This window comes from Saccharopolyspora antiqui, assembly GCF_052246905.1.
GTDB lineage: Bacteria > Actinomycetota > Actinomycetes > Mycobacteriales > Pseudonocardiaceae > Saccharopolyspora.
Genome location: NZ_JBQQBO010000007.1, coordinates 62,070 through 88,343 on the forward strand (window position 1 = coordinate 62,070; position 26,274 = coordinate 88,343).

General features: G+C 70.0%; 22 protein-coding genes. 10 read left to right on the forward strand and 12 right to left on the reverse strand.

Features of this window, described 5'->3' with window-relative positions:
* Positions 1–196: 196 nt before the first annotated feature.
* Entirely contained in the window at positions 197–1,795 is a 1,599-nt protein-coding gene (locus ACTWQN_RS13820; RefSeq protein WP_443203844.1) for an alkaline phosphatase D family protein, read from the forward strand.
* Here the strand turns inward: ACTWQN_RS13820 and ACTWQN_RS13825 are convergent, their stop codons facing one another.
* The gene (locus ACTWQN_RS13825) at positions 1,796–2,446 is read right to left on the reverse strand and encodes a class F sortase (protein WP_443203845.1); all 651 of its coding nucleotides are present in this window, start codon (positions 2,444–2,446) and stop codon (positions 1,796–1,798) included.
* A gap of 9 nt (positions 2,447–2,455) precedes the next feature.
* On the reverse strand, positions 2,456–2,833 hold the full coding sequence (locus ACTWQN_RS13830; protein ID WP_443203846.1) for a hypothetical protein: 378 nt from the start codon (positions 2,831–2,833) through the stop codon (positions 2,456–2,458).
* A 207-nt stretch (positions 2,834–3,040) separates the two neighbouring features.
* Here ACTWQN_RS13830 and ACTWQN_RS13835 point away from each other — a divergent pair, with 207 nt between their 5' ends.
* The 3 genes from ACTWQN_RS13835 to ACTWQN_RS13845 are packed head-to-tail and all read left to right on the forward strand — an operon-like array spanning position 3,041 to position 6,498.
* Positions 3,041–3,748, forward strand: a complete 708-nt coding sequence (locus ACTWQN_RS13835; RefSeq protein ID WP_443203847.1) for a response regulator — start codon at positions 3,041–3,043, stop codon at positions 3,746–3,748.
* Positions 3,732–5,630 (forward strand): sensor histidine kinase, encoded by a 1,899-nt coding sequence (locus tag ACTWQN_RS13840; RefSeq protein ID WP_443203848.1) that lies wholly within the window; start codon positions 3,732–3,734, stop codon positions 5,628–5,630. Before ACTWQN_RS13835 ends, ACTWQN_RS13840 begins: the two co-directional genes overlap by 17 nt.
* A gap of 46 nt (positions 5,631–5,676) precedes the next feature.
* Positions 5,677–6,498 carry a PaaX family transcriptional regulator gene (locus ACTWQN_RS13845; RefSeq protein ID WP_443204047.1) on the forward strand — a complete coding sequence of 274 codons (822 nt, stop codon included), beginning with the start codon at positions 5,677–5,679 and terminating at the stop codon, positions 6,496–6,498.
* Here the strand turns inward: ACTWQN_RS13845 and ACTWQN_RS13850 are convergent, their stop codons facing one another.
* Genes ACTWQN_RS13850 through boxC form a run of 3 tightly spaced genes read right to left on the reverse strand, consistent with a single transcriptional unit; the run spans position 6,499 to position 11,295 of the window.
* A complete protein-coding gene (locus ACTWQN_RS13850; RefSeq protein WP_443203849.1) occupies positions 6,499–8,097 on the reverse strand; it encodes a benzoate-CoA ligase family protein in 1,599 nt (532 codons plus the stop codon).
* A gap of 17 nt (positions 8,098–8,114) precedes the next feature.
* Positions 8,115–9,536, reverse strand: coding sequence for a benzoyl-CoA 2,3-epoxidase subunit BoxB (boxB, locus tag ACTWQN_RS13855; protein WP_443203850.1), 1,422 nt, complete (start codon positions 9,534–9,536; stop codon positions 8,115–8,117).
* Positions 9,537–9,594: 58 nt separating this feature from the next.
* The gene (boxC, locus tag ACTWQN_RS13860) at positions 9,595–11,295 is read right to left on the reverse strand and encodes a 2,3-epoxybenzoyl-CoA dihydrolase (protein ID WP_443203851.1); all 1,701 of its coding nucleotides are present in this window, start codon (positions 11,293–11,295) and stop codon (positions 9,595–9,597) included.
* Positions 11,296–11,820: 525 nt separating this feature from the next.
* On the opposite strand from boxC, the gene ACTWQN_RS13865 reads away from it, so the two are divergent.
* Positions 11,821–12,711 carry a TIGR03854 family LLM class F420-dependent oxidoreductase gene (locus ACTWQN_RS13865; protein ID WP_443203852.1) on the forward strand — a complete coding sequence of 297 codons (891 nt, stop codon included), beginning with the start codon at positions 11,821–11,823 and terminating at the stop codon, positions 12,709–12,711.
* Positions 12,712–12,912: 201 nt separating this feature from the next.
* On the opposite strand, the gene ilvA is transcribed toward ACTWQN_RS13865, so the two are convergent.
* Positions 12,913–14,163 carry a threonine ammonia-lyase IlvA gene (ilvA, locus tag ACTWQN_RS13870; RefSeq protein ID WP_443203853.1) on the reverse strand — a complete coding sequence of 417 codons (1,251 nt, stop codon included), beginning with the start codon at positions 14,161–14,163 and terminating at the stop codon, positions 12,913–12,915.
* A 100-nt stretch (positions 14,164–14,263) separates the two neighbouring features.
* Positions 14,264–14,662: a DUF5313 family protein gene (locus ACTWQN_RS13875; RefSeq protein ID WP_443203854.1), complete on the reverse strand. Its 399-nt coding sequence runs from the start codon at positions 14,660–14,662 to the stop codon at positions 14,264–14,266.
* 243 nt (positions 14,663–14,905) lie between these two features.
* Here ACTWQN_RS13875 and ACTWQN_RS13880 point away from each other — a divergent pair, with 243 nt between their 5' ends.
* Positions 14,906–16,201 carry a nickel pincer cofactor-dependent isomerase, group 22 gene (locus ACTWQN_RS13880; RefSeq protein ID WP_443203855.1) on the forward strand — a complete coding sequence of 432 codons (1,296 nt, stop codon included), beginning with the start codon at positions 14,906–14,908 and terminating at the stop codon, positions 16,199–16,201.
* Between the two features lie 179 nt (positions 16,202–16,380).
* Positions 16,381–17,037 carry an HAD family hydrolase gene (locus tag ACTWQN_RS13885; protein ID WP_443203856.1) on the forward strand — a complete coding sequence of 219 codons (657 nt, stop codon included), beginning with the start codon at positions 16,381–16,383 and terminating at the stop codon, positions 17,035–17,037.
* 27 nt (positions 17,038–17,064) lie between these two features.
* On the opposite strand, the gene ACTWQN_RS13890 is transcribed toward ACTWQN_RS13885, so the two are convergent.
* On the reverse strand, positions 17,065–18,069 hold the full coding sequence (locus tag ACTWQN_RS13890) for a zinc-binding alcohol dehydrogenase family protein (RefSeq protein ID WP_443204048.1): 1,005 nt from the start codon (positions 18,067–18,069) through the stop codon (positions 17,065–17,067).
* 172 nt (positions 18,070–18,241) lie between these two features.
* Here ACTWQN_RS13890 and ACTWQN_RS13895 point away from each other — a divergent pair, with 172 nt between their 5' ends.
* Both ACTWQN_RS13895 and ACTWQN_RS13900 read left to right on the forward strand, forming a co-directional pair.
* On the forward strand, positions 18,242–18,808 hold the full coding sequence (locus ACTWQN_RS13895) for a GNAT family N-acetyltransferase (RefSeq protein WP_443203857.1): 567 nt from the start codon (positions 18,242–18,244) through the stop codon (positions 18,806–18,808).
* Between the two features lie 165 nt (positions 18,809–18,973).
* Complete coding sequence (locus ACTWQN_RS13900) at positions 18,974–20,476, forward strand: LCP family protein (RefSeq protein ID WP_443203858.1); 1,503 nt, start codon at positions 18,974–18,976, stop codon at positions 20,474–20,476.
* A 471-nt stretch (positions 20,477–20,947) separates the two neighbouring features.
* Here ACTWQN_RS13900 and ACTWQN_RS13905 read toward each other — a convergent pair whose 3' ends face one another.
* Both ACTWQN_RS13905 and ACTWQN_RS13910 read right to left on the reverse strand, forming a co-directional pair.
* Positions 20,948–22,123, reverse strand: a complete 1,176-nt coding sequence (locus ACTWQN_RS13905; protein WP_443203859.1) for an MFS transporter — start codon at positions 22,121–22,123, stop codon at positions 20,948–20,950.
* Positions 22,124–22,160: 37 nt separating this feature from the next.
* Positions 22,161–22,706, reverse strand: coding sequence for a Chromate resistance protein ChrB (locus tag ACTWQN_RS13910; protein ID WP_443203860.1), 546 nt, complete (start codon positions 22,704–22,706; stop codon positions 22,161–22,163).
* A 135-nt stretch (positions 22,707–22,841) separates the two neighbouring features.
* On the opposite strand from ACTWQN_RS13910, the gene ACTWQN_RS13915 reads away from it, so the two are divergent.
* Positions 22,842–23,471 carry a carbonic anhydrase gene (locus ACTWQN_RS13915; RefSeq protein WP_443203861.1) on the forward strand — a complete coding sequence of 210 codons (630 nt, stop codon included), beginning with the start codon at positions 22,842–22,844 and terminating at the stop codon, positions 23,469–23,471.
* A 99-nt stretch (positions 23,472–23,570) separates the two neighbouring features.
* On the opposite strand, the gene ACTWQN_RS13920 is transcribed toward ACTWQN_RS13915, so the two are convergent.
* The gene (locus ACTWQN_RS13920) at positions 23,571–24,671 is read right to left on the reverse strand and encodes an NAD(P)/FAD-dependent oxidoreductase (RefSeq protein ID WP_443203862.1); all 1,101 of its coding nucleotides are present in this window, start codon (positions 24,669–24,671) and stop codon (positions 23,571–23,573) included.
* A 124-nt stretch (positions 24,672–24,795) separates the two neighbouring features.
* Positions 24,796–26,268, reverse strand: a complete 1,473-nt coding sequence (locus tag ACTWQN_RS13925) for a peptide MFS transporter (protein WP_443203863.1) — start codon at positions 26,266–26,268, stop codon at positions 24,796–24,798.
* Positions 26,269–26,274 lie beyond the last annotated feature (6 nt).

Here is a 26,274-nt window from a genome sequence, read left to right on the forward strand (position 1 = left end):
CGCGCTCCACTCGGAGCCGGGCCCGTCGTGCTCCCGGTCCCCCGCACCCGCGCGATGTGAAAAAATCCACTGTGGACGATTTTGGTGGGCATCCGGCGAAACGGTCGACGTGGACGAACCCGCGCACAGTGGACGAAAATCCAATGTGCAATCCCCAGTTGTTTCCTTCTTGACCTCGGTCGGGTATTCAGGTCGGGTGACCAAGTTGGTGCTGGGCCCCCTGCTTCGCTACGTAGACGAAACACGCGCCACCGTGTGGGTGGAGACCGACGGTCCCTGCACGGTCGCGGTGCTGGACTGTTCGGCACCCACCTTCCAGGTCGGCGGCCACCACTACGCGCTGGTCACCGTGCGGGATCTGGACGCCGCCACGCCGTACGAGGTGCGCTTGGACGAACGCGTCGTCTGGCCGGAGCCCGGCGGCCCGCCGAGTTGGATCCGACCGGTGGCGAAATCGGCGAAGTTGCGGTTGCTGTTCGGTTCCTGCCACTTCGACCGCCCCGAAGACGCCAAACTGCGCAAAGCGCTCGGACCGGATGCGCTGACCGCCTACGGCGCGCAGCTGGCCCGCACCCCCGAATCCGACTGGCCCGATGCCCTGCTGCTGCTCGGCGACCAGGTCTACGCCGACGAGACGACTCCCGAGCTGCGGAGCCAACTGCGCGCCCGGCGCGATCTGCGGCGTCCGCCCGGCACCGAGGTCGCCGACTTCGAGGAGTACACGCTGCTGTACCGGCAGGCCTGGCGCGACTCGGGAATCCGGTGGCTGCTCTCGACCGTGCCGACGATGATGATCTTCGATGATCATGACGTGCGGGACGACTGGAACACCTCCCGCGCCTGGCGGGCGCAGCAGGCGCGCGCGCCGTGGTGGCCGCAGCGCCTGCTCGGCGGACTGATCTCCTACTGGATCTACCAGCACATCGGCAACCTCAGCCCGGACGAACTCGACCGCGACGAGACCTACCAGCAGGTGCTGGTGGCCGGGCGGTCCGGCGATGCCCTGCCGGTGCTGCGCGAGCACGCCGCGCGCGCCGATGTCGAGCAGGACGGGGAGAAAGGTGTGCGGTGGAGCTACCACCGCGACCTCGGCCCGACCCGGCTGGTCGTGCTGGACACCCGCTGCGGCCGGATCCTGGAGACCGCCGACCGCGCCATGCTCTCCGACGGCGATTTCAGGTGGCTGCGCGAAACCGTCGACAGCGATCACGAGCACCTGGTGCTCGCCTCGTCGCTGCCGTGGCTGCTGCCGCCCGCCGTGCACCACATCCAGTCCTGGAACGAAGTCGCCTGCACCGACCGGGGTCGGCTGCCGAGGCTCGCCGAGCGCATCCGGCAGCTCGGCGACCTCGAACACTGGGCCGCGTTCCGGAACTCCTTCGACCGGCTCACCGCACTCATCCGGGACCGCGCCGACGGCGACGGCGCGCCGTTGACGGTCAGCGTGCTCTCCGGCGACGTGCACCACAGCTACCTGGCCGAGGCCGAGTTCGGACAACCGACGCGATCCCGCGTGGTGCAGCTGACCTGTTCACCGCTGCACAACCCGGCGCCGCGCGTGCTGCGCGGACCGCTGCGCGCGGCGTGGACGGCGCCGCTGGCGGGGTTGCTGCGGCGACTGGCGGAACGGGCGGGGGTCGCGCCACTGCCGGTCCAGTGGCGCAAAACCGCGGGCCCGTTCTTCGGAAACGCCATCGGCGAGCTGGATTTCGATTCCTCGCGCGCCGAAGTCCGGATCCTGGAAGCGGTCAGCGAGCGGCGGCTGACCGAGGCCTGCCACGAACAGCTGAGCTGACTACCCGCTGCCGGTGAAGGCGGCGAACGCGATGATGTTGTCGCGGTAGCTGTGGGCGGTGTGGTCGAACGAGCCACCGCAGGTGATCAGCCGCAACTCCGGCCCCGCGGTGTCGCCGTAGACCTCGTCGGCCGGAAAGCCGGTCTTGGGCTCCTGCGCCATGCGCCGCACGACGAATCGGGCGACCTGCCCGTCCTGGCGGCCGATGCGGATCTCATCGCCTGCCCGCAGTTCCCGCAACCGCGCGAAAATACCGTCCTGCCCGGCGCCGTTGACGTGCCCGAGGACCACCGCCGGTCCGACCGAACCGGGCGTGGGGCTGTACTGGTACCAACCGGCCTGCATCGGCTGCTGCACCGGCGGCACGGCCACCGTCCGGTCCGGGTTGAGCCCCAGCGGGACCAGCGACGACCGGGCGCCGATCCGGGGGATCTCGATCCACGTCGGGTCCGATGACGGCAGCGCGCTCGGCGTCCGGGTGGACACTTCGGCTGGGGCCTGCGGTGGGTCGGGCGCGGCGAGGTCGATGGGCTGCTGGTCCGCTGCGCAGCCGGAGAGGACCAGGGAAAGGGCGAGGGCCACGAGGGCCGGGGTGGCCGCGATCCTGCCGCGACCACCCCGGTTTCCCCGCACGCGAGGATGCACGCTCATCCAGGCGCCTCAGTTCGCGTTCGCGCGCCGCCGACGCAGCACCAGCGCAGCCCCAGCGCCAGCGGCGATGACGGCCGCGGCGGCACCGCCGACGGCAACCGGGTTGATGCCCGATTCCTCCGGTCCCCCACCGGTTTCCGGCGCGCCCACCGGCCGCTGCGACACCTGTCCGCGCGGCCGCTCGGTGGGCAGCGGCCGCTGCTGCGGGGGCGCGGGTCGCGCCGAGGGCTGCTCAGCGGTGGGCGGCTGCACGGGCGCGGGTCGCGCTTCCGGCGGCTGCGGCGCGCTGACGGGCGGCTGCGCGTCGGCCCAGCTGATCGGCGCCGCCAGCGGCAGCGCCGCCGCGCCGAGCAGAGCTGCGGCTGCGCACGTACGACCAAGCTTCATCGATCGCGTCCTTTCCATTCGACTGTTGATCCGGAGTGCCGGACACCGCACAGCTTCCAGCGGGTTTTTCAAGATCCCGTCTGGTCGATGTGAAGAACCTGTTCGATTCCCCGCCGCTGCGGCGGAATGTGAAGATCCTGTTCAGCGGCGGTCATGGTTCGATGGGCGCGGCGACCGGCGCGGCGGCGGAAAGCGATAATGCGCAACGTGAGCGCACAGGTGCTGGTCGCCGAGGACGACCCGAAGCAGGCCGAGCTGATCCGGCGTTATCTGGAACGGGACAACCACCGCGTCGTCGTGGTGCCCGACGGACGCGCGGCGATCGACGAGGCCCGGCGGCGCGAACCCGATCTCATCGTCCTCGACGTGATGATGCCCAAGGTCGACGGCCTGGACGTCTGCCGGATCCTGCGCGCCGAATCGGACGTCCCGATCGTGCTGCTCACGGCGCGCACCACCGAGGAGGACGTGCTGCTCGGACTCGACCTCGGCGCCGACGACTACGTGACCAAGCCGTACAGCCCGCGACAGCTGGCGGCGCGGGTCCGCGCGATCCTGCGCCGGGTGCGGCGTGCGCAGGATCGCGGACAGCAGCCGTTGCGCGTCGGGGACCTGGTGGTGGATCAGCAGCGCCACGAGGTCACGCTGCGCGGCGCACCGCTGGAGTGCACGCCCGCGGAGTTCCGGATGCTCGCGGTGCTGGCCGCCGAACCCGGTCGCGCGTTCACCCGCGGCCAGCTGCTCAGCCAGGCCTTCGGCATGGACCGGTTCATCACCGAGCGGACCATCGACGTGCACGTGATGAACTTGCGCCGCAAGCTCGAACCCGATCCCCGACGACCGGTGCACCTGCTCACCGTGTACGGCGTCGGCTACAAGCTCCAGGACATCTCCGTTGATGGCGCGTCGACATAGCCTGCTGGCCCGGCTGCTGGCGATGTCGGTGGTGGTGGCCGGTTGTTCCATCGGGGCCACCGCGTGGCTGGCCGCGCAGAGCACCAGCGGTGCGATCAACCAGGAGCTCGGCGAAACTCTCGCCACCGACACCAAGATCTACGACTCGCTGCTGGGCTACGCGGCCACCCACCCGCAGTGGTCCGGGGTCCAGCAGGTGGTGTCGGAGTTGTCCGCGCAGACCGGGCGCCGCATCACGTTGACCAATCCGGCGCACCTGCCCATCGCCGACTCCGGCGGCCCGCAGGACCCGCCGCTGCCGAAAACCCCGTCGGCGGTGGTCGATCCGCTCGCCGTCGACCCGGTCCTCAAACCCGACATCGCGGCCGCGGGCATCGATCCGCGCGCGGTCGGCCCGTACCGGCTGACCGAGGTGGAGCGCGACCAGCTGCGCCAAGCCGCTACGCGGCAGGTGTCGTGCCTGCGGCGGTTCGGCAGCGACGGCACGATCGTCGAACTGCCCAACGGGCGCTCGACGGTCCAGATCGCCGCGGTGGCCAGCCCCGCCGAACAGACGCCCCAGCAGAGCAGGCCGCCGATCCGAACCCTCGAACCGAGTTCCGAGCCAGCCCGGCCAGCCCCGCCCAGCGCCGTACCAGCCCCGCCGAACGTCGGCTATGCGCCGCCCACCACGCCGAGGGAGCGCTGCGCCGACCCACCGGCTACCACCGATACCGAAACCAAGGCGACTGCTGAACTGCTGAACCTGGTCAACGCCTGCCTGACCCGGCAAGGCCTGGATCCGCTGCCCGCCGACGCCGCCAACACGAACTCGCCGGAGGGCCTGCGCTCGTCTCCGGAGGACAAGCGCTGCGTGGACGCCGGGCGCCGGGAGCAGCTCGGCGCCTACGTCTCACCCGCGGCGCAGCTGTTCATCACCCGACCCGGCGGAAACCCCGCCCCGACCGATTTGTCCACTGTGGGCACCTCCCGGATCGCGTGGACGGCGCTGGTGGTGCTGGTGCTCACCGTGGGCCTGACCGCGCTGGCCGCCAGTCGCCTGGTCCGGCCCATCGCGGCGATCACGGCGGCGGCGCGCAAGATGGGCGGCGGCGACCGGTCGGCGCGGGTGGACACCAGGGCGCGCGGTGAGATCGGCGAGCTGGCCGCGGCGTTCAACACGATGTCCGCGCAGGTCGAACGCAACGAAGCGCAGCGCAAGACGATGGTCAGCGACATCGCCCACGAACTGCGCACCCCGCTGGTCAACGTCCGCGGCTGGTTGGAGGCCGCCCAGGACGGCGTCGCCACCCTCGACCAGCCGCTGGTCGCGTCGCTGCTGGAGGAGACCCTGCTGTTGCAGCACCTGGTCGACGATCTGCAGGACCTCGCGCTCGCCGATGCCGGGAAGCTGCGGGTGTACCCGGAGCCCGTGCACATCGGCGCCATCCTGGAGCAGGTCGCCGCCGCACACCGGGGCCGGGCCGAGGCAGGCGGTGTCGAGCTGACCGCCACCGTGGACGGCGAACCCGACCTCACCGCCGACCCGACCCGGCTGCGCCAGGCGTTGGGCAACCTGGTGTCCAACGCGCTGCGCTACACCGCCGCCGGTGGCCGGGTCGCGCTGTGGGCACGGCGGGTGGCCGACGAGGTGCTGATCGACGTGACCGACACCGGGGTCGGCATCAGCGCGGCGGCGCTGCCGCACGTCTTCGACCGCTTCTGGCGGGCGGAGAAATCTCGCACCCGGCATGCCGGTGGCAGCGGCCTGGGGTTGGCGATCACCCACCACCTCATCGATGTGCACGGCGGCCGGATCGAGGTGCGCAGCACCGTCGGCGTCGGCACCGCCTTCACGCTCCACCTACCGGCGACTACACTTGAAAGCACTACAGGTATCTGACGGCTGGAGTAATTTGCGTAGCACGTCGGCCCGCGCGTCGGGTCCGGTGGTCAGCCGCCGCCGGGAGGTCAGCCACGCCAGCGCCCGATCACTGCTGATGACGGTGCTCGGCGAGTTCGTGCTGCCGCGCAGCCAACCGGTGTGGACCGCGACGCTGGTGGAAGCGCTGGCGATGTTCGACATCGAGGAGAAGTCCGCCCGCCAGGCCCTGTCCCGGACAGCCGCCGAAGGTTGGCTGGAGTCGCAGCGCCACGGCCGCCGGGTGCGGTGGTCGCTGACCCCGCAGGGGCGAGGGCTGCTCACCGAAGGCGCGGAACGCATCTACGGCTTCGGCCGCGACGAACGCGACTGGGACGGCAACTGGGTGGTGCTGCTGGTGTCCGTGCCGGAATCGAAGCGCGACCTGCGCCACCGGTTGCGCACCCGGTTGACCTGGGCCGGATTCGGCTCCCCGACACCAGGGGTGTGGGTCAGCCCGGATCCGCGGCGCGAGGCCGAAGCCAAGCAGATCGTCGCCGAGCTGGTGCCGGAATCGGCGGCGATGTCGTTCATCGCGGGCTACGGCCAGATCGGCGACGAAGCCGAACTGGTGGCCCGCTCCTGGGATCTGTCCGAAGTGGAGCGCCGCTACGCGGAGTTCATCGACGAGTTCACCGGCCTGAACCCGGGCCGCGACGTGCTGCACGCGCAGATCCGGTTGGTGCACGAGTGGCGCCGGTTCCCGTTCCTCGACCCGCGACTCCCGCTGCGACTGCTGCCGCCGAACTGGAACGGCATCAAGGCCGCCCAACTGTTCCACGACGAGCACGACGCGTGGTGGCCCGCATCCCAGCAGCACTGGGACGAACTGCTCGCCAAGGAACAATGATCACCCGGCCTGCTGCGCCGGGGCATCGGTTGCCAGCGTCTCGCGCAGCACGTTGCGGCGGACCTTGCCCGTTGCGGTGCGCGGCAGCTCGGTGAGCTCCACCACCGCGCGGGGACGTTTGAAGGCGGCCAATCCGTCGCGGCACCAACGAATCAGCTCCTCGGCATCGAGGCGGCTGCCGGGCGTCGGCACGATGCAGGCGACCGGTTTGTCCAGCCCATCGGCGTCCGGGATGCCGACCACCGCCGCCTCGGCCACGGCCGGGTGCTTGAGCAGCTGCGCCTCCACCTCGCTGGGGGCGACCCAGATGCCACCTGCCTTGATCATGTCGCCGGACCGGCCGAGGAACGTGTAGCTGCCGTCGGCATTGCGCTGGTAGGTGTCGCCGGTGCGCATCCACTCGCCCTGGAACACCTGCCTGCTGGTGTCGGCCCGGCACCAGTACCCGGTGGCGGCGCTGGCCCCGCGCACGTAGAGCTCCCCCGCCTGCCCGGCCGCCTCGATCACCGCGCCGCGCTCGTCCCGGATCTGCACGTCGTAGCCGGGTACCGCGGTGCCCGAAGATCCCGGCCGCACCGCACCGGGCCGGTTCGAGATGTAGATGTGCAGCATCTCGGTGGAGCCGATGCCGTCGAGCACCTCGACGCCGAACCGCTCGCGCATGCCGTGGAACAACCGGGGCGGCAACATCTCACCTGCGGAAACCCCTTGGCGCACCGAGGCGAACGCATCCTCGGACACCTCGCTGGTCAGCAGCGGAGCCCAGAAACTGGGCGTGCCGAAGAGCAGCGTCGCCCGGTCGCCGCTGGCGCGCTCGGCGAAGCGCGCCGGGGTGGGTCGTCCCGGCTCCAGCACCGCGGTCGCACCGACCGACAGCGGGAAGAACATCGAATTGCCGAGGCCGTAGGCGAAGAACAGCTTGGCCACCGACAGGCAGCGGTCGTCGGCGTTGACGCCGAGGACCTGCTGCCCGTAGTTCTCCGCGACCAACCTGATGTCGGTGTGCCGGTGCATGGCCGCCTTGGGCGCACCGGTGGTTCCCGAGGTGTACAACCACAGCGCCGGTGAATCCGGCCAGCTCGGGAAGGTTTCGGCCGCGCCGTGGCCGAGCAGCTCGTCCCAGCGGTGCCCGGTCACCCCGGTGGCCAGGCCGTCGGGGCGGTCGCCGACCTGGACCACGTGCCGCACTTCCGGCGCGCCCGCAACGGCTTTGCACACCGTGGCGCCGAAATCCGCGCAGCCCAGCACGATGCGGGCACGGGAGTCGACGACCAGGGTGCGCAGTTCCGCCGCGGTGAGCATGGTCGACACCGGAACCGCGATCGCGCCGAGGTGCATCGCGGCGAGAATCCCGCTGAACAGCTCGACATCGTCGGCCATGCAGAGCAGCACGCGGTCCTCTGGGCCGACGCCCAGCGCGCGCAACCCGGCCGCGATGCGCCGGATGTCATCGGAAAGCCGCGCATAGCTGACGGTGCGGTCCGCGGTGATGACCGCCGGATGATCGCCGCGACCGGCCAGCACGTGCCGATCGACCAGGTACTGCGTGGCGTTGAACAATCCCGTGGAGCTTGTCGTCGTTGACGAAGCTGTCGACATCGTCGGCCGCCTTCGGGTCAGGTGAGGTAGACGTATTCGTAGTCGAACGGCTTTCCGTTGATGCCGTTGGTCGGTGGCGCCACCCAGCTGGCGACCTTGCCGCGCTGGTAGACCGGTTGCATCAGAGAGCGGACGAACGCCAGATCCTCGTCGGTGGGCAACCACTTGCGCCGCCCAGCCGCCCAGGTCCGCTCGTCCACGAGCTCACCGCCGGGTGTGACGTGGTAGCCCGCGCACATCCCGACCTGGCGGTTGAAACCCGGATGGGGCAACGCCAGCCGCGCTTCGATGCCGTACTCGGCGAGGATCTTGTTCCACCGCTTCAGGCCGGTCTGGCAGTCGGCGATGTACTCGCCGCGCAGGTCGAAGTTCAACGCCAGCAGGGTCTGCACCTCCTCCTGCGTCCAGGTGCCTTCCGCGGTGGGTTTGTCCAGGAAGGTGCTGTCCTCGGTGAGCTGGTGGTCGTCCTTGCGGCGGGTCTCCTGCCAGCGCCCCTTGAGTCCGGCGGTGAAGTAGTTGGCCGCGTTGGTGGAGGTCTCGCCGCCGAAGAGGTCCAGCGAAACGGTGTAGTGGAAGTTGATGTACTTCTGGATGATCTCCAACGGCACACCGCCGTGCGGGCCGATGTCCAGCGTGTCGTGCTGCCGGATCAGCTCCGCGCTGCGGGCGACCACCCGGTCCACACCAGTGGTGCCGACGAACATGTGGTGCGCCTCTTCCTTGAGCATGAACTCGCAGGTCCGCGACAGCGGGTCGAAGGCGCTCTCCTTCAACGTGCCGAGCTGGTACTTGCCGTCCCGGTCGGTGAAGTAGGTGAACATGAAGAAGGCCAGCCAGTCGGCGGTTTCCTCGTTGAACGCACCGAGGATCCGCGGGGTGTCCGGGCTGCCCGAGTTGCGGTGCAGCAGCGCCTCGGCCTCCTCCCGGCCTTCCCGGCCGAAGTAGGCGTGCAGCAGGTACACCATCGCCCACAGGTGGCGGCCCTCTTCGACGTTGACCTGGAAGAGGTTTCGCAGGTCGTACAGGCTCGGCGCGGTCAGACCCAGCAGTTTCTGCTGCTCCACCGAAGCGGGTTCGGTGTCGCCCTGGATCACGATCAGCCGCTGCAGGTCCGCCCGGTACTCGCCGGGCACCTGCTGCCAGGCCGGTTCGCCCGCGTGCTCGCCGAAGGCGATCCGGCGTTCGGGATTGCGCTCGGCCAGGAAGATCCCCCACCGGTATTCCGCGGGCACCACGTGCCCGAAGTGCGCCCAGCCGTCCCGGCCGACGCTGACCGCGGTGCGCAGGTACACCCCCTGGGTTTCCAGCACCGGGCCCATTTCCGCCCACCAGTTCAGGAACTTCGGCTGCCAGCCCTCCAGGGCGCGCTGCAACCGCCGATCCGAGGCGAGCTCGACGTTGTTCGGAATCTTCGCACTGTAGTCGATCTTCTCGGGCATTCCTGGAAGTCCTCTCCCGAACCTCCGTCGTCGGGCCGGTACGCACGACGGCGTTCGCTCAAACTCGCTTCCGGTCGAAGGTCGCCTTTCTTCCGGTGCCGTAGCGGCGCAGGGCTCCTTCCGGGCCTGCCGCGTTGGGCCGGTTGAAGATCCAGTTCTGCCAGGCCGACAACCGGCCGAAGATCTTCGTCTCGACGGTTTCCGGCCCGACGAACCGGTGGTTGGCCTCCAGACCCGTCAGGGCGTCCGGGGACAGCGAGCGCCGGGCCTCCACCGCCAGCCGGATCTCGTCCTCCCAGTCGATGTCGTCGGGCGCGTCGGTGACCAGTCCGAGTTCGACGACTTCACCCGGCGTCAGCTCCCGGTCCACTTCGCGCCGCAACCAGTCCAGGTGGTCGTCCTCGCGGTAGAACCGGGACTGCAGCCGGGACAGCCCGTTGCCCATCGGGAAGGCGCCGAAGTTGGCCCGGGTCAACCGGATCGAGGCGCGCAGCGGGCTGTCCTCGTCATCGATCGGCGGTCCGTCCAATATGTACTGGCGATCGCTGGCGAGCGCGAGTTCGAGCAGCAGCCCTGCGAAGCAGGAGCCTGGTTCGACCAGCGCGATGAGACTGCGGCTGGTGACGTCCAAGCGCTTCAGGGTTCGCTTGTAGTAGTGCAGGATCTCGTTGCACAGCCAGTCGCTGTCCGCGTTGTCGAGGATGATCCGCTCGCAGCCGACCACCGCGTCGGCGTCGCCTTCGGTGCGCAGCAGCCAGGTGCCCAGCTCAGGTTCGTTGGTGCGCAAGCGAAGAATCAGGTCGTCGAGTTCCCTGGTCATCGCCAGCACCCAGCCCGCAGCACCCGCGGCGTGCACCTCGTCGACCCGGCTGGGCACTTCTTCCGGCCCGCGAAGGGTGATCTCCACCGTGCTCGCCGCACGGTCGAAGCGCGCCGACACGTGCCGGTAGTCGATCCCGCCGGGGCCGCCTCGCCGTTGCAGCGGCGCGAGTTCCACGCCCCGCGCATCGGCCGGTCGCCCGCTGCGCTCGGCGAACTCCAGCGCCCGCCGACGCACGGCCTCGGCGAAGTCCCGGCGCGGCGCGAGTTCGTCGACCAGCCGCCACTGCACCGCGGTCTTCCCGCGCACCCCATCGCTGCGGGTGGCGAACACATCGGCTCGGTCCTTGCGGACCCGCCGCTTGTCCACGACGCGGGTCAGCCCGCCGGTGCCGGGCAGCACGCCGAGCAGCGGCACTTCAGGCAACGCCACGCTGGAGGAGTTGTCGTCCACCAGGACGATCCAGTCGCAGGCCAGCGCCAGTTCGTAGCCGCCGCCCGCGCAGGAGCCGTTGACCGCGGCCAGGTAGAACTGCCCCGAATTGGCGGTGGCGTCCTCCATCGCATTGCGGGTTTCGTTGGTGAACTTGCAGAAGTTCACCTTCCAGTGGTGCGCTGATCCGGCCAGCATCCGGATGTTGGCCCCGGCGCAGAAGACGTTGTCCTTCGCGCTGGTCACCACCACCGCGTGCACCTCCGGATGCTCGAACCGGAGGCGCTGCACGGCGTCGTGGAGCTCGATGTCCACGCCGAGGTCGTAGGAGTTCAGCTTGAGCTCGTAACCCGGCACGAGTCCGCCGTGCTCGTCGACGTCCAGCTCCAACCAGGCCACGGGGCCGTCCAGCCGCAGCTTCCAATGCCGGTAGGTGTTCGGCTGCCGGTCGAAGTCGATCTCCGGCGCGTCGACGTCCGCCGCCACCGGTCTTGCCGCGATCGTCACGCCAACCGCCTCCTCGCAGCCGGGATCGCATTGCCGGACCCATTCTCTTCACATGGATGCACCATCGTCAAGATTCTGTAGAATGACGCTTCAGAGGGTGCGCGGATTGGTTTGCGTGGCGGTGCGAGTGGCAGACCTGGCGTTTTCGCGCGAAATCGCCACCCGCCCCGCGTAGGAGACGGCGATTTCGCGCGAAATCGCCCACCTCACCCGAGGCGGACGGCCCGACACGACCACTTCAAAGACAGGCACTCAGAGGCCTTCTCGACTCCGGGATCCCCGACATCACGTATGTCCAATACGCCACATCGTGGCTGGCCTCGCGAGATAGCTCGGGGTGCGGGGTGTCCCCGCATGGACACAGCTGAGAACCTGCGGCGGTGCGAGCTGCGAGGGTGGCGGGAAGCGGCTCACGCCGCTTGCCTGACGACCGCCGCCGCTACACCCGATCGGCGCGAGCTCTAAATCACGGTGCGCGTTTCCCGCCGGACATCCCGTGACCACCCGCGACTGTGGTCCGATGGGATGGTGAAAATTCGAATCGGAGTGGGGCTCAGCGCACCGCACGCCACGCCCGATGCGTTCCGCGATGCCGTCGACGAACTCGAAGCGGCCGGGGTGGATTCGCTGTGGCTGCCGGAGTTCATCTACTCGCCGCAGGTCGACCCGTTCATCGGGATGGCGCACGCGCTCGCCCGCACCACCAACCTCAAGGTCGGCACCGGAGTGGCGGTGCTGCCGGGTCGGCACCCGGTGCTGATCGCCAAGCAACTGGCCACCCTGGCCGGACTCGCACCGCGGCGAGTGCTGCCGGTCTTCGGTCTGCGACCGGCCCGACGACGCGAACGCGACCTGTTCCCGGTGCCGACGGGTCAGCGCGCCGCTGTGTTCGACGAATCCCTGGACCTGGTGCGTCAACTGCTGACGCACGACGAGGTCACCTACACCGGCCAGTTCTTCGCCGTGGACGGCGTGTCGATCGGCCCCAAACCGGCCAAACCACTGGACATCTGGCTCGGCGGCAGCGCACCCGCCGCGCTGCGGCGCATCGGCTGCCTCGGCGACGGCTGGCTGGCGAGCTTCCTGTCACCCGAGGAGACCCGGCGCGGCCGGGCCGCGATCGAGGCGGCAGCCGCCGAAGCGGGCCGCGAGGTCGAGGACGACCACTACGGCATCACGCTCCTGGTCGCCGAAGACGGCATCCCACCCGAGGTGCTGGCCACGGTCCACGACCGCCGCCCAAACGCCGACCCAGCCGACCTGGTCGCGGCCAACTGGCCAACAGCCCGCCAACTGATCGAACGCCACTTGGACTCAGGCCTGACCAAATTCGTCATCCGCCCAGCCGACCAAACCACCCCACTACCGCAATTCCTCCACCACCTAACAGAAGAACTCCTACCCCTCCAAAACTAAACCCACCCAACGAGCGAAAACCCCCAGGTGAAGGGCACCTTCGACCGACTAACCCGGTCAAAGGTGCCCTTCACTCACCCCCAATCGGGTGCACACCCGCCCCGACGCAACGCGCCGGTCACCTGGATGGGGCATGACTGAAGGGCACCTTTTACCAACTATGCCGGTAAAAGGTGCCCTTCACTCCTCAGTCGAACGGGTTCAGACGAGGAAGGAGAAGAGGGGGGAGCCTGGGGAGACCTGTTCTATTTGGAGGGGGGATTCCTTCATGCGCTTGAGGAGGGCGTCGAGGTCGTCGGCGTGATCGAGTTCGATGCCCACCAGCGCCGGGCCCGTTTCCCTGTTGTTCTTCTTGACGTACTCGAAGGCCACGATGTCCTGGCCCTCGTCGAGCACGTCGTCGAGGAAGTGCCGCAGCGCACCCGGCTCCTGCGGGAAGGTCACCAGGAAGTAGTGCCGCAGCCCCTCGTGCACCAGCGAACGCTCCACGACCTCGCCGTAGCGGCTCAGGTCGTTGTTGCCACCGGAGACCACGCACACCACCGGTCCCCTGGGCGGGCGCTCCAGCGGCAGCCGGACCGCCGCACTGGCCAGCGCCCCGGCGGGCTCGGCGATGATCCCGTCCGTCTGGTACAGCTCGATCATCTCGGTGCACACCGCACCCTCGGGCACCGCGACCAGCTCGTCGACCAGATCCCGGACCACCCGATACCCGAGGTCCCCGACGCGCCCGACCGCGGCACCGTCGACGAAGGTGTCCACCGACGGCAGCGCGATCGGCCCGCCGTGGTCCACCGCAGCCCGCATGCTCGCCGCCCCGGCGGGCTCGGCACCGATCACCCGGACCTCGGGGAAGTGCTCCTTGAGCCACAGCACGACGCCTGCGAGCAGCCCGCCACCGCCGACCGGCACGATCACCGTGTCGATCGGCCCGTCGTGCTGTTCAGCGATCTCCAAGCCGACCGTGCCCTGCCCGGCGATGGTCCGCGGGTCGTCGAAGGGGTGCACGTAGACCGCGCCGGTGCGCTCGCTGTCCTCGCGCGATGCGATGCTGGCCTCGTCGAACGAGCTGCCGACGATCACCGGCTCGACCCACTCGCCGCCGATCTCGGCGATCCGCCGCCGCTTCTGCCGCGGCGTGTTGGCCGGGAGGTACACCCGGCCCTTGATCTCCAACTCGCGACAGGCGAAGGCCACTCCCTGCGCGTGGTTACCGGCGCTCGCGCACACCACACCGCGCTCGCGTTCGCCAGGCCCCAACGAGGAGATCAGGTTGTACGCGCCGCGCACCTTGTAGGAGCGGCAGACCTGCATGTCCTCCCGCTTGAGCCGCACCGGAACACCGAGCTCGCCGGTCAGGCGGGTGCTCTGTTCCAACGGGGTGCGCCGGACCACCTGCCGCAGGCGGGTACCAGCGCGGAAGATCGCCGCGGGGCTCAGCTCATCGGACACCTGCCGATAGTAGATGCGCTGGCCCGGCTACTCCGAGCGGGTGCCACGAGGCGTCGATTTGTCGCATTCCGCCAGGCCACCGCCAGCAGCCGACTCGCGGCTACTCCTGTGGGGGCTGGCGCCAGATCGCGCGGTAGCGCTCGGCGGCCTCGGCGTCGCGCTGCCGACGGACCGCGGAGCCGTGACCTGGCGGATAGCCGTAGCGCACCAGGCGCGCGTCAACGCTGTCGACCGAACTGGTCAGCACGATGCGGACCACCACGAGGATGCCCAGCAGCAGCGCCCCGGCGGCGATCGGCCACGACCCGCCCAGCACGCCGAGTCCGACGAACAACACCGCACCCAACGGCAAGATCTGGATCAGGCACCGCAGCAGCACCCGCAGCACCCACGTCTTGCAGGTGGCGTCGTGCAGCACCCACTCGCGATACCGCTGCGGGAGCGTGCCGCCGTACTGGTAGTACAGCCACCGCACGGGATTGGGGCGCTTGCCGGACACCCGCCCAGCTTACGGCCCTGCCGCTCTCGGGTTGGAATGGCGATATTCGAAGCCCGGACACGGCATGGTGGCGCCGAGCACGTCATTGCCCGAGGTCCACCGTGGACTTCGCCGTGGCGCGGAACTGCTCCGACACCGCGCGTGAGCACCAGCGCCCCCTTCCAACCGACCGCACCGCATGCGAGGATCAGGTCAACTGTTCTGACCACTGCCCGGGTCAACGCGCGAAGAAGGATCGGACGCATGTTCAACGTCGAGAAGGTCCGGTTGTCCGGAGCCGACATCGAACTCCCCAAGATGATCCCGATCGAGCAGCGGTTCGCCGCGGAAGCGGTCGAGGACCTCGAAGCCGCGATCCGCAACCAGGTCGTCGAACACGACCGCACCAACCCGGTCAGCGGCAAGCGGATCGCGATCACCGCGGGCAGCCGCGGCATCGCCCGCATCGACCGAATCGTCGCCACCCTGGTCGATGCCCTGATCGGCTGCGGCGCGAAGCCGTTCGTGGTGCCCGCGATGGGCAGCCACGGCGGCGGCACCGCCGAGGGCCAGCGGCAGGTGCTGGCCGAATACGGGATCACCGAGGAGACCGTCGGCGCCCCGGTGGTGTCGTCCATGGAGACGGTCGTGATCGCCGAGTTGGCCGACGGCACTCCGGTGCACTTCGACGCCGAGGCGGCCCAGGCCGACGGCGTGATCGTGCTCGGCCGGGTCAAACCGCACACCGACTTCCGGGGCACGCACGAGAGCGGACTGGCGAAGATGATCGCCATCGGTCTCGGCAAGCACGAGGGTGCGACGACCCTGCACACCCACGGTTTCGAGGCGTTCGACCGGCTGATCCCGGCGGTGGCCGAGGCGGTGCTCGGCGTGGCCCCGATCGAGTTCGGGCTCGCCGTGGTGGAGAACGCCTACGAGCAGATCGCGCGGATCGAACTGGTGTCGACCGAGAAGATGCTGCTGCGCGAAGCGGAACTGCTGGCGGAGGCGAAGCAGCTGATGCCGAAGTTGCTGATGTCCGACATCGACGTGCTGGTCGTCGACGAGATCGGCAAGGACATCAGCGGCGCCGGGATGGACCCCAACATCACCGGGCGAGCCCCGGTCAACGCCGACAAGTTCCAGGCGGTGCCGATCAAGCGGGTGGTGGTGCTCGGACTCACCAGGCACACCAACGGAAACGCCTGCGGTCTGGGCATCGCGGACGTGACCACCCAGCGCTGCGTGGACCAGATCGAGTTCGGCTCGTTCTACACCAACTCGCTGACCTCGGGCGTCCCCGACGGAGCCCGCATCCCGATGGCCCTGGCCAACGACCGGGACGCGATCATCGCCGCCCTGCACCTGTCGCGCGGCACCGAAGACCGCCCCGCGAAGGTGGTGCGCATCCGCAACACCCTGTCGATGCCCCGCATCGAGGTCTCCGAGGCGTACGCCGAGGAAGTCGCCGCGCACCCGGACATGATCGCGCTCGGCGAGCCGCACGACTGGGACTTCGACGCCGCCGGAACCCTCCCCCCGCTGCCCTCCCACCACTGAGTTGGCAAAAACCCCGGCGCCTGTCGACGCCGGGGTGTTCTCCTCCCAGCACTGGGTTTCGCCTTGCCGAGGTCGATTAAATTCGATCAACACTGAAACAATAGACCTTATTAACGTTTCTTGACATGTCCACTGTGGAGTTTTGGTGGGCCCGAAGTGGTGGACCTAGGATCGGCGGCGTGCGACCAGCAGGCGTGATCTTCGACCTCGACGGGGTGCTCGTCGACTCCGAACAGCTGTGGGACCAGATCCGGCGGGAGGTCGTCGCCGAGACCGGCGGCGCCTGGAAACCCGGTGCGACCGAGGCGATGATGGGCATGAGCACGCCGGAATGGGCGCGCTACCTGGTCGACGAGCTCGGCGCCGACACCAGCCCGGACGACATCGCCACCGAGGTCATCAACCGCATGGCCCGGCGCTACGCCGACGGACCTCCGCTGCTGCCGCAGGCGACCGAGACGGTGCGAACCGTCGCCGCCGACCACCCGGTCGCGATCGCCAGCTCCGCACCACCGCGCATCATCCAGGCCTTCCTGGACGCCACCGACCTGGGGTCGACAGTCCGCTACGCGGTCTCCAGCGAAGAGGTCGGCGCGGGCAAACCGGCCCCCGACGTCTACCTGCAAGCCGCCCGGGGACTCGGTGTCGCCGCCGCGAACTGCGCCGCCGTCGAGGACTCCAGCAACGGCCTGCGCGCCGCGGCGGCCGCGGGCACCACGGTCTTCGCCGTCCCCAATCCGCACTTCCCACCCGCCCCGGACGCCTTGGCGCTCGCCCATCGAGTGCTCACCGGAGTCCGAGATCTGCCCGCGGCACTGCGGGAGCTGATCGACTGAGCCACTGCCGCTGCGGCGGGTTCCGCCTCAGCGCCGCTGGATCAGCACTGCCGCGCCGCGAACGCGCCCGGAGTCGAGGTCGGCCAGCGCGCGGTCGGCTTCGTCCAGGCCGTAGGGCGTCGTGGTGATCTCCAGGTGGTGGCGGGCCGCGAAGTCCAAGAAGTCCCGGCCGTCCGCGCGGGTGTTCGCGGTGACGCTGCGCAGGTTGCGCTCGTAGAACAGGTGCTGCTGGTAGTTCAACGTCGGCACGTCGGTGAGGTGGATTCCGGCCACCGCCAGGGTTCCGCCGCGATCCAGTCCGGCCAGCGCGGTCGGCACGAGGTCCCCGACCGGAGCGAACAGCACCGCTGAGTCCAGCGGTTCCGGCGGCGGATCGCCGGAATCACCGGCCGAAGCCGCACCTAGCCGAAGCGCCAGTTCACGCGCCTGCGCGGAACGGGTGAACACGTGCACGGTCGCCCCGCTGGCGATGGCGACCTGCGCGGCGAGATGCGCGCTCGCGCCGAATCCGTAGATGCCCAACCTGCCCCGCTCGGGCACCTGCGCCCGCAACCACGCCCGGTAGCCGATGATGCCCGCGCACAGCAGCGGGGCCAGTTCCTCGTCCGAATACCCCTCGGGCAGGCGGTAGGCGTAGTCGGCGGGCACCACCGCGAACTCCGCATAGCCGCCGTCGGCGTCCCAGCCGGTGTAGCGCGACAGCGGACACAGGTTCTCCTGATCGCGCAGGCAGTAGGTGCAGCTGCCGCAGGTGTGCCGCAACCAGGCGATACCGACCCGATCACCATCGGCGAAGCCGGTGACCCCAGCGCCGCGGGCGACGACTTCGCCCACCACCTCGTGCCCGGGCACCACCCGCGGCTTGTGCACCGGCAGGTCGCCCTCGGCGACGTGCAGATCCGTCCGGCAGACCCCGCAGGCGCGAACGCGGACCAGCAACTCACCGGCCCCCGCCACTGGCACCGGCAGGGTTTGCGACACCAGCGGCCGGGTCCGCACCGGACCGGGATCGGCCACCACCCACGCGTTCATCACCGACTGCGGCATCGCACAGCACTCCTGTCGAGGCAGGTCATCGCGGCGATGGTAGCCGCGCACCGGCTCAGCAGCGCGCCTCGGCGGATCCGGCGAACTAGAATCGAAGGTCCTCCCCCAGCATCGCCCGGCGGGCCGGTTCGCCGGTGCGAAGAAGGTGAGGACCGCCGTGCAGCCTCCCTTGACCACCGAGCGGCTCATCGTGCGCGACTGGACGACCAGCGACGCCGACGTGCAGGCCGCGCTCGCCGTCTACGGCCGCCCCGAGGTCACCGAGTGGCTGACCCCGGTCATCTCCAACGTCACCGACCTCGCCGCGATGCGCGCCGTCGTGCACTCCTGGACCGAATCGCAGCCCAACCTGGTGCCGCCCACCGGGCGCTGGGCGATGCAGCGCCGGTCCGACGATGCGGTGATCGGTGGCCTGGTGCTGCGGATGCTGCCGCCCTACGCCCAGGACCTCGAACTGACCTGGCAGCTGCGCCCGGAGGTCTGGGGGCACGGTTACGCCACCGAGGCCGCCACCGCCCTGCTGCACTGGGCGTTCACCTACGACATCGACGAGGTGTTCGGCCTGGCCCGCCCGGACAACACCCGGGCGATCGCCACCGCCGAGCGCATCGGCATGGAGTGGGTCGGCGAAACGACCAAGTACTACGACACCGCGCTGCAGGTCTACCGGATCCGCCAGGGCGATCTGCCCGAGCGACCCCGCTCCATCGAGACCGAGGACTGATCACTATCCACTGTGGCCTGTCACGTCGACCGTCCGCAGTGGACTCCCGAGGTGGTGGCGGTGCGTAGCGGGATTGTCCGCGATCGGACGACCTGCCGGATGTCCCGGTGAATGCGATGCTGAAGCGAGGTTCGAGCGGATTTGGGACGAGCTGCCGGAGGAACCGTGCCACCGCACCACAACACCAGAACGGCCCGCAGCCGCCGCACCCAGCCACGTCGGCCGCGCCGCGGCACAGCGACCGGCGGCCGCCACAACGGGGTGCGCATCGTGGTGACCGCACTTTCCGCGCTGGTGCTGGTGGTGACCGGGTACGCGTGGGCCAACTACCGCCACCTGCTCAACGGCCTCGCGACCAGCGACGTCACCAACGACGCCGGAGCGGACGGGGCGACCGATGTCCTGCTGGTCGGGATGGACAGCCGGACCGACGCGCACGGCAACCCGCTGCCCGCCAGCGTGCTCCGGGAGCTGCACGTGGGGGCCAACGACGCGGCGCTGACCGACACGATCATCCTGCTGCACATCCCCAACGACGGATCCAGTGCGGCGGGCTTCTCCTTCCCGCGCGACTCCTACGTGCAGATCCCCGGCCAAGGCCGCCACAAGATCAATTCCGCCTACGGCCGGGGCCGGGACGACGCCGTCGCGGCGCACACCAGACGCGGCGTCGCCGATCCGGCGGAGCTGGCGCGGCTGGGTGGCGACGCCGGGCGCAAGTTGTTGGTGCGCAGCGTCGAACAGCTCACCGGGGTGTCGATCGACCACTACGCCGAGGTCAACCTGCTCGGCTTCGCACGCATCACCGAGGCGGTCGGTGGTGTCCCGGTGTGCCTGGTCGCGCCCACGCGGGACAGCTACTCGGGCGCCGACTTCCGCGCCGGGCCGCAGGTCATCTCCGGCCCCGACGCGCTGGCGTTCGTGCGCCAGCGGCACGGTTTGCCGCGCGGCGACCTGGACCGCATGGTGCGCCAGCAGGCGTTCCTGGCCGGTCTCACGCAATCCGTGGTCTCCGGTGGGGTGCTCGCCAATCCCACCCGGATGCGTGAACTGATCCGATCGGTGCAGGAATCGGTGTTGCTCGACAGCGACTGGGACGTGCTCGGCTTCGCCGACCGGCTGCGCGGGCTGGCCGGGGGCTCGGTCCGGTTCAGCACCATTCCAATCGAGAACGCCGCCTACGAAACCCCGGACGACGGGCAGGTCGTCCTGGTCGATCCCCGCAAGGTGCAGGCGGCCATCAAACGCACGATCGACCCCACGACTGCGGAACCTGGTAGCGCCGAGACCAAAGCGGCCACCGTGGACGTGTTGAACGCCACGAAGAGCACCGGATTGGCCCAGCGGGTGCGAACCGAACTCGCCAACCGCGGCGTGTCGGTCGGCGGAGTCGGCAACGCGCCGAAGAGCCGGACCTCGGTCGTGCGCTACGCCCCGGGCAGCGACGCCGCGGCCGACCGGGTCGCGGGGCTGCTCGGTGGCCTGCCGACCGAACCTGACGAATCTTCGGCAACCGGCCGGGTTCGGGTGGTCATCGGCAGCGACTACCAAGGACCGGTCGGCTTCGCGCCGCCGCGCGCCGTGACCCTCGACGGCCCGCACCGGACGCAGGCCGACGTTCCCGCGCCGAATGCGATCACCGCGAACGGCATCCCCTGCGTCAACTGACCCCGCGATTTCACACGATCGGTCGGCACGTTCGACCGGGTCCTGCGGCGGATCGCCGGTGGTGAGGCGGCCCCCTCGCCCGTCTCACCACCGACCGGCGCGGCTGGTGGCTACCCCCAGTGACCAAACCGCCAGCCGGGCTGACGTCGGCGCCAGGTACCGCGCCGGTGCCTCTCCGGTTGTCGGATGTCCGCGGGAGGTGCGCCGTCCGGACACCTGGATCGAACACACGGCGAGCGTTCGATGCATGCCGCGGCCGAATGTTCAACAGCCCCGGCATCCTTCGGGTGCTCCCGCGGCGCGCCAGGGGCTGGAGCGATCCACCGCCCGCTGAGAATACGCCGCCGGAAGCCACGTCGCTAGCTGTGAAAACCGCCTAGCCGTCCCGTTTCGCGGGTAGCGGAGACACGCCGCCGACTGCTTCGGTACGCCGGTTCGATCAGCCCCACCGGTCACAGCGGGATGACGCGATCACCGCTTCGCGTCGAGCCGCAGCGTTCGCATCGCAAGGACCAACGCGAGCAACACCACCGCGAGACCCGCCAGTCCCGCACCCAGGGAATACGCGGCGGCGATCACGCCGACGAGCAACGGACCGCCCGCGTCGCCCAGCTCGCGCCCGACCTCCGCCGATCCCATGGTCTGGCCGAGCCGCGCCTGCGGCGTCGAGGCGGCCAGGTGCGCGAAGCCCAACGGGGTCACCAGACCGGTGCCCAAGCCGATGGCGACCGACGCCACGAGGACGCCGAGCAGACCGGGCACCGCAGCCGCCATCAGCAGCCCGGCCGCGGCGATCGCGAGTCCCCCGGCCATTCCGGTGCCGTCGGGCAGCCGCCCGGCGTCGCGCGCTCGACCGGCCAGCGGCTGCACCAGCGCGGCGGTCGCGGCCAGCACCGACACCGCCGCTCCGGTGGCCAGCGGGCCCAGCCCACCGCCCGCACCCACCACCGGCAGGAAACCGACACCCACGGCCAGGGCCGCGGTCGCGCCCGCCAGCCCGGCGGTGGGGCGGAGGAAACCGGGTGCGGTCAGTCTGCGGGCCAGGTCGAACAGGGTCTGGCGATCTCGGGGCAGCGGCGCCACCTTCGGCACGACCAGGACCGCCCAGGCGAGCACCGCGAGCGCCAGCCCGGCCAGCGTGCCGAACAGCAGGCCGAAACCGCCGAGGGTGATCAGGATGCCGCCCAGCACCGGCCCCAGGGCGTGGCCGAGCCCCTTCCAAGCGCCGTAGCCGCCGAAGGCACGTCCGTGCTGCGAGTCCGGCGCCAGCCGGGCGACCAGCGCCCCGGCCGCCGGGGAGAACGCGGCGGCTGCGGCGCCCTGCCCGAACCGGACCAGCCCGATCGCCGCCGGGTCGTCGACGAGCACGAAGGCGGCGGAGGCCGCCGCGAACGCGAGCAGGCCGCCGTAGAGCACCGGTCGCGGGCCGATCCGATCGGCGAGCGCCCCGAAGACCGGCTTGAGGATCACCTCCGCGCCGTCGTACACGGCCAGCAGCAGGCCCAGCGCCAGCAGCGAGGTGAAGCCGGTGTAGGCGCCCAATCCGGCGGCGATGCTGTGCGCGCCGAACGCGGTGACGAATCCTGCTGCGTACAACGGGAAGACCTGATCGGCGCGACGACCGGCCACCGGCTTGATGCCGGTCATTCAACCATCCCTTCACCGTCCACTGTGGCGCGTCCAGTCACATCTGGTGCAATGCTTGGAAGACCTGCTCGGTGTATTCGGCCAGTCGGTCGGTGCAGTGCTGGAGGCTTTGCTGCGCTTCGGCCGCGGCCGGGGCGCCGAAGACGTCACGCGCCTTGAGATCGCGGTACCAGCGGCGCAGCCGCTCCAGGCTCTGCTCTTCCTCTTCCAACTCGGCCATGGTCAGCTTTTGGTTGCGCAGTTCCTTGTCGATCTCGGCGTCGAACTTGCCGCAGTCGGCCAGGAATTCCGTCCACTCCTCCTGCCGTTCGGCGGTGAACATCGCCGAAAGCCGCGCCGCGTCGGGTTCCTCGCGCCCGGTGGCCGCGAGCACGATGACCTCACCGGAGCCCCGCTCGGCCAGCTCGATCGCGCGTGCCACCCCGGCGGCGACACCGGGCACGTCCGGCAACGTCCAGGTGCCCTGGCCCAGCGAAAGCGCCCCGACTCGGCGCAACTCCCGCCACACCGCCACGCGGTGCCGGGACGGCTGCGCGGGCAGCCGGACCACCAGCACCAACCAGGACATTCGGTCCGCCGTCACGCACCAGAATGTATCACGTGTTACTTCGTCCGATTCATGGCCCTCGCGAACCCGGCTCGGGCCGCCGGGGTGACCTCGCCCATACGGCGGCCCGTGGGCGCCGTCATTCGAACCAACGTGCGGTAGCGTCTCCGCATGTCCAACCCGCCGTCTTCGCCTGCCCAGGCCTACGAAGTGCTGTTGGAAGGCAACCGGCGATTCGTGGAGAGCACCCGGCTGCACCCGAACCAGGACGCCGACTACCGCACCTCCCTCGCACCTGGCCAGCGGCCCTTCGCGGTGCTCTTCGGCTGCTCCGACTCCCGGCTGGCCGCCGAGATCATCTTCGACCAGGGCCTCGGTGACCTGTTCGTGGTCCGCACCGCAGGCCACGTCACCGGTCCCGAAGTGCTGGGCAGCATCGAATACGGCGTCGGCGTGCTCGGCGCACCGCTGGTGGTGGTGCTCGGACACGACTCGTGCGGGGCGGTCACGGCGGCCCGCCAGGCCTGCCTCGAAGGCACCGAGCCACCCGGCTACCTCCGCGACATCGTGGAACGCGTGACGCCGAGCGTCCTGGCCGCCCGCGCCGCGGGCAGCACCGAGGTCGACGAGATCGTGGACGTGCACATCCAGCGCACCGTCGACCTGATGATGGAGCGCTCCACCCTGCTGGCCACCGAGGTGGCCGCGGGCCGCTGCGCGGTGGCCGGACTCTCCTACCGCCTCGCCGGTGGCACCGTCCGCCTCGTCGGCAGCCACGGCCCACTCCTCCACGAGACCTGAGCGTCCCTGCGAGGTGAAGGGCACCTTTCACCAACATACTTGGCAAAAGGTGCCCTTCACCGCTCACCCGAACGGTGAACCGAGCGTCTTGGGCGGCGGCTACCGCAGCGGGCTGTAGGGGGTGAGGTCGAGGCCGGGGTCCGCACCGACGGCGAGCTTCGCCGCGACGGAGCCGACGTAGGGGCCCATCGTCAGGCCCGAAGCACCGAGGCCGTTGGCCAGGACCAGGCCGGACAACTGCGGCACGGTGCCGAGCAGCGGTCGGATGTCCGGCCCCATCGGCCGGAACCCGATCCGGGTCTCCACGTACGACGCATCGGCCAGGCCCGGCGCCACCGACAGCGCTTCGCGCAGCACTTCGGCCAGCCCGCCCGCGGTCAACCGGTGCTCGAAACCGGTGCCGTCCTCGCGGGTCGCGCCGACGACCACCCGTGAATCGTCGAAGGCTAGCAGGTAGTGCCGCGACCGCGGCAGCACGACCGGCCAGTTCGCGGTGTCGGTGCCGGGCAGCCGCAGGTGCATGATCTGACCGCGCTGCGAAGTGACCGGTACCTCGACGCCGAGCGGTTCGAGCAGCTGCGCCGACCACGCCCCGGCCGCCGCGATCACCGCATCCGCCGCGACGAGCTCGTCCCCGATCCGCACACCGCGCACCGCGCCATCGGCGCTGACGATCGCGGCGCTGCCGTTGACGATCCGGGCACCGTGCCGTGCCGCCGCGCGCCGCAGGGCATCGCGCACCCGGCGGCCGTCCAACCGGGCCGCGCCGGGGATGTGGATCGCCGGACCGTCGTGCCCCAACGGCGGAAACAGCTCGCGCGCGTGCTGACCGGTGATCAGCGCCACGTCACCGGCCAACGCGGAGTTCTCGGCGCGCTGGGCCACCCGCCGCAGCGCCGCGTCGGCTTCGTCCTCGGTGACCAGCCGCAGCGAGCCGACGCGACGGTAGCCGAGGTCCCGCTCACCGTCGGCGGCCAGCGCCGCCACCAGGTCCGGGTAGTGCTCCGCCCCGGCGACGGCGATCCGGTACCAGTCGGGATCGTCCACTTGCGACGACCACGGGCAGATGATGCCCGCACCCGCCGACGTCGCCCGCCCCGGGATCGCCGAGTCGACCAGCACGACCTCCGTCCCGGACCGCGCCAGCTCGTACCCGGCGGCCGCACCGACGATGCCCGCCCCAACGACCACTACCCGCATCGCCACTCCTTCTTGTCCACCAAGCGATTTCAGCGCCTGTCCCGGTTCCTGCTCTTGACGCGGCGCCAGCTGCTTGGGTTCCGCCACCCGCACCGCAACGCAAAACAATTCCAAGGACAGGCGCTCAGTTGATTCCGCTCATTCGGCGGTGGATCCACGGGGCGATCAGGAACATCACGCCGCCGATGGCCATCACCGCCGCACCGACACCGGCGAAGTAGCCGACCTCGGTCTCCGGCCGGTACCACTGGACGACCTGCGCGTTGATGCCTTCAGCCGCCGCGGAAGCCAGGAACCAGAGGCTCATCATCTGCGCCAGGAAGGCGCGCGGTGCGAGCTTGGTGGTCGCCGACAAGCCTACCGGCGACAGGCACATCGACCCGCAGATCACCACGAAGTAGCTGGCCGCGAGCCACCACGGGCTGGCGGGCACGTCCACTCCGAACAGCAGACCGGGTCCGGCCATCAGCACGAAAGACGCGCCGCCGAGCGCCAAACCGGCGGAGAACTTGCGCGGCGTGGTGGGCTGGCGATCCCCCAGCCTGATCCACAGCCAGGCGAAGGTCGGCGCGAGGATCAGCGTGGCGATCGGGTTCAACGACTGGAACCAGGAGGACGGGATGGTGAATCCGAAGGCCTCCAGATCGGTTCGCGTGTCGGCGAACTGCGCCAGCACCGAGCCCGACTGCTCGTTCACCACCCAATAGCAGACCGCACCGATGAACAGCGGGATGTAGGCGATCAGCCGCGATCGTTCCACCGCGTCGGTGCGCGGGCTGCGCAGCATCATGATCACGTAGCCGACCGGCAACACCACCGAGAGCACTGTGATGGTGTTGATCAGCGTCTTGACCGTCAAACCCCCGGCGACTCCCAGCGCCACGAGCGCCACCGCCACCACGACCGCGCCGCCGATGGCGCGGATCGCGACCTGCCGCCGCTCGTCCATCCTAAGTGGATTCGTCGGCGCGCTTCCGGCCAGCCGCCCCCGACCCCGGGCGTACTGCACCAACCCGGCGGCCATGCCGATCGCGGCGAGCCCGAAGCCCAGGTGGTAGTCGACCTGCTGGCCCAGCGTGCCGACCAGGTACGGCGCCACGAACGCGCCCAGGTTGATGCCCATGTAGAAGATGGAGAACCCGGCGTCGCGCCGGTTGTCGTCGGCCGCGTACAGCTCCCCCACCAGGCTGGAGACGTTCGGTTTGAGCAGCCCGGTGCCGGTCACGATCAGCAGCATCGACACCAGCAGCGCGGGCAGCCCGCCGGGCACCGCCAGCGCCAGGTGCCCGCACATGATCAGCACGCCGCCGCCGAACACCGCCCGCCGCATGCCCAGCAGCCGGTCGGCCACCCAGCCGCCGAGGATGCCGGACATGAACACCAGCGACCCGTAGATCGACACCAGCGCCGAGGAGGTCGGCTTGTCCAGTCCGAGTCCGCCGTTGGCGGTCTGGTCGTAGAGGTAGTACAGCAGGATCGCGGACATCCCGTAGTAGGAGAACCGCTCCCACATCTCGGTGAAGAACAACGTCGCCAGGCCGCGGGGATGGCCGAAGAAGCCCTTGCTGGGCGGGGAAACCGTGGGTAACTCGTCCATGACCGC